Consider the following 7,382-nt stretch of genomic DNA (forward strand, 5'->3'; position numbering starts at 1 on the left):
GGGCACGCTGTCGCTCGACGGCGCCTATTTCCGCAGCCTGGACGAGCACGGCGAGCCCCAGCCGGCGCCGCGCCTGGCCAAGTCCGGCGAGGTGCCGATGCTCACCCAGCGCCGCGCCGACGGCCGGGCGGTGAGCTTTTTCGGTGACCTGCACCCGAGCTTCGCCGGCAACGTGGTCAAGGCTATGGCGAGCGCCAAGCGCGGCTATCCGGTGATCAGCCGCCTGCTGGCTGCGCGCGCGCCGGCCAGCGCCGAGATCGCTGCCGATTTCCACGCCCGGATGCATGGCCTGCTGCGGGCGCGCGTGGAGCGTGTCGAGCGCCTCACGCCCACCATCGTCGAAGTCGTCCTGCACGCGCCGCTGGCCGCGCAGCGCTTCGAGCCGGGGCAGTTCTACCGCCTGCAGAACTTCGAGACGCTGGCCCGGCGCGACGCCGACACCACGCTCGCCATGGAGGGCCTGGCGCTCACCGGCGCCTGGGTGGACCGCGAGCGGGGTCTGGTGGCGCTGATCGTGCTGGAAATGGGCGGCTCGTCGGACCTGTGCGCGCACCTCGAACCGGGCGAGCCGGTGGTGCTGATGGGCCCGACCGGCGCACCGACCGAGATTCCAACCAACGAGACCGTGCTGCTGGCCGGCGGCGGGCTCGGCAACGCGGTGCTGCTGTCCATCGGCAAGGCGCTGCGGGCGGCGGGCTCGCGCGTCGTCTACTTCGCCGGCTACAAACACGCCGCCGACCGCTACCGCGTGGCGGACATCGAAGCCGCCGCGGATGTGGTGGTGTGGGCCTGCGACGAGGCACCCGGCTTCGCGCCGGGCCGCGCGCAGGACCGGGCGTTCACCGGCAACATCGTTGCCGCCATGCAGGCGTATGCCGCAGGCGAACTCGGGCAAACGCCGATCGCGCTGGACCAAGTCGACCGCATCATCGCCATCGGCTCCGATCGCATGATGGCCGCCGTGGCCGCCGCCCGCCACGGCGTGCTGAGACCCTACCTCAAGGCCCACGTCGCCATCGGTTCCATCAACTCGCCGATGCAGTGCATGCTCAAGGAAATCTGCGCCCAGTGCCTGCAGGGCCGGCGCGATCCGACCACCGGCCGGCCGCTGGCGCCGGTGTTCACCTGCTTCAACCAGGACCAGCCGCTGGACGAGGTGGACTTCGCCTGCCTGGGTCAACGCCTGCGCCAGAACGGCGTGCAGGAAAAGCTCACCGCGCAGTGGCTCGACCGCAGCCTGCGGCGACTGGGGTTGCGCGCGGCGGTGTGAGGCTGGCCGGCGCGCTGGATTGGCCAGTCAGGGGCTTGGGGAGCGGATCGTGGCACGCCACGCGGCCCCGGTAGCACAGCCCGGCTGGAACGCCATTGGCCCGCAACAGTGCCGCCAGCAGATGGCTCTTGGCGTAGCAGCAGCCCGTGCCGTGCCGCAGCAGGTCGGATGCGCGGCAGGTCACCGGTTCAGGCGACAGGCCCAGCTATGACGACGACAACCGATCACAAGTCTTCGTCGCCGATGCCGGCGACCTTCATCAGGCGGCGCAGCAGGCCGGTTTTGAGCGGGGTGTTGCCATGGATGGGCACGGAAATCCGCTCCACGCTTCCGGCCTTGGCATAAATGTGATGGCTCCCGTTGACCCTCCGCAGCTCCCAGCCCTTGCGTTCAAGCAGCCTGGCGAAGTCCTTGCCGGAACCGGCTTCACACCGCGATCTCGCGCACCTTGTCCTTCGACGTGAGGGGAACGTCCTCGAGGTCCACCGACAGGCAGCCATCGACCGCCTCGTAGAGGTTGGCGAGCAACTCATCGAAGGTCTCGCCCTGCGTGGCGCAGCCGGGGATGGCGGGCACTTCGGCCCAGTAGCCGCCTTCTTCTGCTTCGTGAACGATTACTTTCAGCTTCATGGCATCACCAAATGGATCGATGGCAGTCCGTTCCAATGCTCTGCCGCTGGCAGTTCAGCTTCGCCGAGCCAGCCCCGCTGCAGCGCGGTGGGCAGTGCCTGCGCTTGAACGTGGTTTTTCGCGGCTGAAGCCGCTCCTACGAGGGCTGTGGGCAGCGGCTCGGATCGGGCGGGCGTTGTCCTGTAGGAGCGGCTTCAGCCGCGAACGGCCGGCTCACCACATCAGATCGTCCGGCACCGGGTAGTCGGCGTACGGGTCGGGCTCGGCCGGGGTCTGCGCCGGCGCTGTGTCCGGACGGTTCAGCACCAGCACGGCGGCCGGGTCGCGCTCGGCGATGCGCTCGGCGACGTCCGGCGTCACCAGCTCGAAATTACGCCCCAGGCGCACCACCGCCAGGCGGCCGTCCACCACCTGCCGGCGCTGCGCCTCGTGCAGGTAGATCTTGCGAATCTTGCCGGCCTCGACGAACTGGTAGGCCGCCTCGCCGCCCTTGCGGTCGATGCGGTTGCTCTCGATGAGCTGGCGCACCTGCGCCTGGCGCTCCTTGCGCTCGCGCTGTTCCTGCTGCTGGCGGTTGCGTTCGCGGTCGGCGTCCTGCTTTTTCTGCTGTGCCTGGCGCTGCTGCGCGCTGGCGGCCGCGCCGCGGCGGTCTTCGCCGCGCTTGTGGCGGTCGCCCTTCTTGATCTGCTCGGCGGTCGCAAGACCGGCCTTTATCAGTTGCTGCTGAAGAAGGTTGGCCATGTTGTCGAGTCCTTGTGTGTTGATTCGCTGTCAGGCCGCCGCAAAACCCTTGCCGGCAGCGAACTGCGCGCACTGGTTCAGCGCCGCCAGCATCATGGCGTGACTGGCAATGCCTTTGCCGGCGATGTCGAAGGCGGTGCCGTGGCCGACCGTCATGAACAGGTACGGCATGCCGATGAAGCCGCCGCAGTTACCCTCGAAACCCCAGGTCTTGAGCGCGATGTGGCCCTGGTCGTGGCACATAGCGACCACCACGTCGTAGCGGCCGTCGATGCAGTGCCGAAACACCGTGTCCGGCGAAATCGGCCCGGCCACGTCGATGCCGTCCGCGCGCGCCCGCGCCACGCCCGGGGTGATGGCGGCGTCCTCCTCCGGGCCGTGGGCGTGCGGGTTCAGACCCGCCACGCCGATGCGCGGGTTTGCGACACCCCAGCCGCGCAGCGTGTCGTGCGTCAAGCGAATCGAGCGCGCCACCAGCTCGGCCGTCAGCCCCGCGCAGACGTCGCGAAGATAAACGTGATCGAAGATGTGCGTGATGCGCAGCGGCCCCGAGAACAGCGTCAGCAATCGCTCGCCGGGCTTGGCGTTCATCAGCGTGCCGAGCGCGCCGGCGGCCGCCATGGCTTCGGAGTTGATCGGCCCCATCACCAGACCCGCCACCTTGCCCGCGCTGGCCAGCGCCTGTGCCTGATCGATCCAGCGTCCCACGGCGGCGCCGCAAGCGGCGCGCTCCTGGCCGTAGACGATCTCGGCCGGGTCGAGCTGGCCGTCATCCAGGATGCTGATCACGCGCGGGTCGTCTTGCACCGCGTCCACCGACGCGACCGGCTGGACCTGCAAATCCACGCCCGCCACCGCGACGCCGCGGCGCATGGCCTCGGCGCTGCCGATGAAGGCAAGCCGCGCCAGGCGCTGCGGCTGGCCGGTGGCCATGGCCTTGGCGAGGATTTCCGGCCCGACGCCGCACGGGTCGCCGATGGTCACGGCGAGGGTGGGTTTACTCATGATGATCTCCGGTGTTGCATTCGGGCGCGCGGGCGCATGCGCGTGGCGCCAAGCCTCCCACGACCACGCAGGCCGCGGCAATAAAAAACCCCGGGCGCCTTTTGAGCGCCCGGGGTTCGGGTTCGGAAGGCGTCGCCCGGGCGACGCTTTCCGGGGCAGCCGGGCGGGCCGGCTTACATCATGTCCATGCCGCCCATGCCGCCCATGCCGCCCGGCATGCCGCCGGCCGCCGCTTCCTTCTTCTCGGGCGCCTCGGCCACCGCGCACTCGGTGGTGATCAGCAGGCCCGCGATCGAGGCGGCGTTCTGCAGCGCCACGCGCGTCACCTTGGCCGGGTCCAGGATGCCCATGGCCACCATGTCACCGAACTCGCCGGCGCCGGCGTTGTAGCCGAAGTTGACGTCCGGGCTGTTGCGCACCTTGTCGAGCACCACCGACGGCTCCTCACCGGCGTTGGCGACGATCTGGCGCAGCGGCTCGTCCATGGCCCGCAGCGCGATGCGCACGCCAACGTTCTGATCCTCATTGGCGCCCTTCAGGTCGCGAATCTTCGACGCCACGCGCACCAGCGCCACGCCACCGCCCGGCACCACGCCTTCTTCCACCGCCGCACGGGTGGCGTGCAGGGCGTCCTCGACGCGGGCTTTCTTTTCCTTCATCTCGACTTCGGTGGCGGCACCGACCTTGATCACCGCCACACCGCCGGACAGCTTGGCGGCACGCTCCTGCAGCTTCTCGCGGTCGTAATCGGAGGTGGTGTCCTCGATCTGCCGCTGAATCTGCTTGATGCGGGCCTGGATGTCTTCCGGCTTGCCGGCACCGTCGATGATGGTGGTGTTGTCCTTGTCGACCACCACCTTCTTGGCCTGACCCAGATCGTCCAGGGTGGCCTTCTCGAGCGTCATGCCGGTCTCTTCGGCGATGACGGTGCCGCCGGTCAGGATGGCCATGTCCTCCAGCATCGCCTTGCGACGATCACCGAAGCCCGGCGCCTTGACCGCACACACCTTCACAATGCCGCGGATGTTGTTGACCACCAGCGTGGCCAGCGCCTCGCCCTCGACGTCCTCGGCCACCACCAGCAGGCTGCGGCCGGACTTGGCGACCGCCTCCAGGATCGGCAGCATCTCGCGGATGTTGGAGATTTTCTTGTCGTAGAGCAGGATCAGCGGGTTGTCCAGCTCCACGTTCATGGATTGCTGGTTGTTGATGAAGTACGGCGACAGATAGCCGCGGTCGAACTGCATGCCCTCGACCAACTCGAGCTGGTTCTCCAGGCTCTGGCCTTCCTCGACCGTGATCACGCCTTCCTTGCCGACCTTGTCCATGGCGTCGGCGATGATCTCGCCGACCGAGGTGTCGGAGTTGGCCGAGATGGTGCCGACCTGGGCGATCGACTTGCGGTCCGTGCAGGGCTTGGACAGCTTCTTGATCTCCTCGACGGCGGCGGTGACGGCCTTGTCGATACCGCGCTTGAGGTCCATCGGGTTCATGCCGGCGGCGACCGCCTTCATGCCCTCGACGGCAATCGCCTGCGCCAGCACGGTGGCGGTGGTGGTGCCGTCACCGGCCTCGTCGGAGGTGTGCGAGGCCACCTCTTTCACCATCTGCGCGCCCATGTTCTCGAGCTTGTCGGCCAGCTCGATTTCCTTGGCCACGGACACGCCATCCTTGGTGATGGTGGGGGCGCCGAAGGACTTCTCCAGCACCGCGTTGCGGCCCTTGGGGCCCAGCGTGACCTTGACCGCGTTGGCCAGAACGTTGACGCCCTTCATCATCGCGGTGCGGGCGTCGAGACCGAAATGCACCTGTTTGGCTGCCATTGCTGCTTTACCTCAGTGAGTGTCGTGTGGGGAGCGCGCTCAGTTCTCGATGACGCCCATCAGGTCGTCTTCGCGCATGATCAGCACTTCCTGGTCGCCGAGCTTGACCTCGGTGCCGGCGTACTTGCCGAACAACACCCGGTCACCGACCTTGACCTGCAGGTGGCGCACCTCGCCGTTGTCGAGCATCTTGCCCGGACCGACCGCCAGCACCTCGCCCTGGATCGGTTTTTCGGTGGCCGAGTCGGGCAGTACAATGCCGCCCGGGGTCTTGCGTTCCTCTTCCATGCGACGGATCACGACGCGGTCGTGAAGGGGACGAATGTTCATTTCTTGCCTCCAGTGATGGATTTGCGCGAACGAGCCTGCCGGCACCACCCCGAAGATGGCGCAAGCCGGAACGCCTTAGCACTCTCGTGCCGAGAGTGCTAAATGATAGGCGGTAGCCCTTTTGCGTCAAGGGCCCGCCGTGACGAGCGCGTCCCCGGTCAGGCAAGCGCAACATGGGGGTCCGGCGGACGTTTTCAAGGCCGCTCGAGACGACGCCGAATGTCCATCGCCGGAAGTTTCGGCTCGTTGCCCGCTACCCAACCCGCTGCCCAAACAACCGAATGGCTTTCATGGACACCGCAGCCCCGCCCTGCCAGCTGCTGTTGTCGGCCTGCGCCGACCTTGCCAGCGCCGAGCGCATCGCCACCACGCTGGTCGAGGAGCGCCTCGCCGCCTGCGTGACGGTGCTGCCCGGCGCGCGCTCGGTGTACCGCTGGCAGGGCGCGGTCGAGCGCACCGACGAGTGCGTGCTGCTGATCAAGGCCCGCGCCGGCGATTACCCGGCGCTCGAACGCCGCCTGCTGGACCTGCATCCGTATGAGGTGCCCGAGCTGCTGGCGCTGCCGGTGCTGGCCGGCAACCCGGCGTACCTGGCCTGGCTGGAGGGGCGCGGTGGCTGAAGGTGTGCTGCGGGCCGCCCGGTGCGCCGGCGCCGGACTGCTGGCATGCGCGCTGGCGCTGGCAGCGCCGGCGTGGGCCGATCTGGCCGATTTGCTGGGCGCCCCGCCGGCTGTGCTGAGCGCCGAGCAGGCGTTTGCGCCGCAGCTGCTGCGCGGCGCTGACGGCCGGCTCGAGCTGCGCTTCACCATCGCGCCCGGCCACTACCTGTACCGCGATCGCCTGCAACTGACCGACGCCGCGGGCGCGCCGCTCGCGGTGACGCTGCCGCCCGGCGAGCCGTACGACGATCCTGAATTCGGCCGCGTGGCGGTGCTGCGCGGCACGCCGACGCTGCGCCTCGACCTGCCGGCGCGGCCGGGCATCGGCATCGGCCTGCGCTACCAGGGCTGCGCCGCGGGCCGGCTGTGCTACGCGCCGGTCCGTGTCGACTTGCAACTGACGGAGTGATCCCGCATGACGCTCGCCCGCCGGCTCGGCATCGCCGCGCTGCTGCTGCTTGCGCTCGCCGCCGGTGTGGCGCTGCGCGTATTCCTGGCGCCCGGCCCGACCCTGCAGCCGGCGGCCGATGCCGCCACGGTGGAGGATTTCAGCCTGCCGGACCTCGATGGCCGGGTGCGGCGCCTGTCCGAATTCGCCGGCAAGACGGTGGTGCTGAATTTCTGGGCCAGCTGGTGCGGGCCGTGCCTGGAGGAAATGCCGGATTTCATCGACCTGCAAACGCGCTACGCCGAGCACGGCGTGCAGTTTCTGGGCGTAGCGGTGGAGCAGGCCGACACGGCGCGGCAGCTCGCCCAGCGTCTCGAGTTGAACTACCCGAGCCTGGTCGGTGATCTCGAGGCCATGGACATCGCCCGGCGCCTGGGCAACGGCGCCGGCGTGCTGCCGTACACGGTGCTGATCGGCCCGGACGGCAAGGTGCTGGCGCGGCTGGCCGGACGCGCCGACCCGGCCGACCTCGAACG

8 protein-coding genes and 3 pseudogenes are annotated in these 7,382 nt (G+C 68.9%); 4 read left to right on the forward strand and 7 right to left on the reverse strand.

What is annotated here, in order from left to right; all coding sequences use genetic code 11:
• A pseudogene (locus tag PHC73_RS09635) lies at positions 1 to 1,270 on the forward strand (pyridine nucleotide-disulfide oxidoreductase); the annotation flags it as partial.
• Positions 1,271 to 1,337: 67 nt separating this feature from the next.
• Here PHC73_RS09635 and PHC73_RS13995 read toward each other — a convergent pair.
• The 7 genes and pseudogenes from PHC73_RS13995 to groES form a co-directional block, all read right to left on the reverse strand.
• Positions 1,338 to 1,457, reverse strand: a pseudogene (locus PHC73_RS13995) (transglutaminase family protein); the annotation flags it as partial.
• 37 nt (positions 1,458 to 1,494) lie between these two features.
• Positions 1,495 to 1,698: pseudogene (locus PHC73_RS09640) on the reverse strand (type II toxin-antitoxin system HicA family toxin); the annotation flags it as partial.
• Positions 1,697 to 1,900, reverse strand: a complete 204-nt coding sequence (locus PHC73_RS09645; protein WP_300127210.1) for a type II toxin-antitoxin system HicB family antitoxin — start codon at positions 1,898 to 1,900, stop codon at positions 1,697 to 1,699. The pseudogene PHC73_RS09640 and the gene PHC73_RS09645, both read right to left, overlap by 2 nt.
• A gap of 213 nt (positions 1,901 to 2,113) precedes the next feature.
• The gene (locus tag PHC73_RS09650; RefSeq protein ID WP_300127212.1) at positions 2,114 to 2,641 is read right to left on the reverse strand and encodes a DUF2058 domain-containing protein; all 528 of its coding nucleotides are present in this window, start codon (positions 2,639 to 2,641) and stop codon (positions 2,114 to 2,116) included.
• Between the two features lie 30 nt (positions 2,642 to 2,671).
• On the reverse strand, positions 2,672 to 3,646 hold the full coding sequence (locus PHC73_RS09655; protein WP_300127215.1) for a 4-hydroxythreonine-4-phosphate dehydrogenase PdxA: 975 nt from the start codon (positions 3,644 to 3,646) through the stop codon (positions 2,672 to 2,674).
• Between the two features lie 173 nt (positions 3,647 to 3,819).
• Positions 3,820 to 5,469, reverse strand: a complete 1,650-nt coding sequence (gene groL / locus PHC73_RS09660; RefSeq protein ID WP_300127218.1) for a chaperonin GroEL — start codon at positions 5,467 to 5,469, stop codon at positions 3,820 to 3,822.
• Positions 5,470 to 5,508: 39 nt separating this feature from the next.
• Positions 5,509 to 5,799, reverse strand: coding sequence for a co-chaperone GroES (gene groES, locus PHC73_RS09665; protein WP_300127221.1), 291 nt, complete (start codon positions 5,797 to 5,799; stop codon positions 5,509 to 5,511).
• A 290-nt stretch (positions 5,800 to 6,089) separates the two neighbouring features.
• On the opposite strand from groES, the gene cutA reads away from it, so the two are divergent.
• The 3 genes from cutA to PHC73_RS09680 form a co-directional block, all read left to right on the forward strand.
• Positions 6,090 to 6,419, forward strand: a complete 330-nt coding sequence (gene cutA, locus PHC73_RS09670; protein WP_300127224.1) for a divalent-cation tolerance protein CutA — start codon at positions 6,090 to 6,092, stop codon at positions 6,417 to 6,419.
• On the forward strand, positions 6,412 to 6,867 hold the full coding sequence (locus PHC73_RS09675; protein WP_300127226.1) for a protein-disulfide reductase DsbD N-terminal domain-containing protein: 456 nt from the start codon (positions 6,412 to 6,414) through the stop codon (positions 6,865 to 6,867). Before cutA ends, PHC73_RS09675 begins: the two co-directional genes overlap by 8 nt.
• Positions 6,868 to 6,873: 6 nt before the next feature.
• On the forward strand, positions 6,874 to 7,382 hold a 509-nt coding region (locus PHC73_RS09680; RefSeq protein WP_300127229.1), incomplete at its 3' end, for a TlpA disulfide reductase family protein.

Source organism: Immundisolibacter sp. (assembly GCF_028696615.1).
Lineage (GTDB): Bacteria > Pseudomonadota > Gammaproteobacteria > Immundisolibacterales > Immundisolibacteraceae > Immundisolibacter.

What these genes read in the sequence shown, in the direction of transcription:
- PHC73_RS09645 (WP_300127210.1), bottom strand. Translation starts at nt 1,900, where the DNA reads ATGAAGCTGAAAGTAATCGTTCACGAAGCAGAAGAAGGCGGCTACTGG.
- PHC73_RS09650 (WP_300127212.1), bottom strand. Translation starts at nt 2,641, where the DNA reads ATGGCCAACCTTCTTCAGCAGCAACTGATAAAGGCCGGTCTTGCGACC.
- PHC73_RS09655 (WP_300127215.1), bottom strand. Translation starts at nt 3,646, where the DNA reads ATGAGTAAACCCACCCTCGCCGTGACCATCGGCGACCCGTGCGGCGTC.
- groL (WP_300127218.1), bottom strand. Translation starts at nt 5,469, where the DNA reads ATGGCAGCCAAACAGGTGCATTTCGGTCTCGACGCCCGCACCGCGATG.
- groES (WP_300127221.1), bottom strand. Translation starts at nt 5,799, where the DNA reads ATGAACATTCGTCCCCTTCACGACCGCGTCGTGATCCGTCGCATGGAA.
- cutA (WP_300127224.1), top strand. Translation starts at nt 6,090, where the DNA reads ATGGACACCGCAGCCCCGCCCTGCCAGCTGCTGTTGTCGGCCTGCGCC.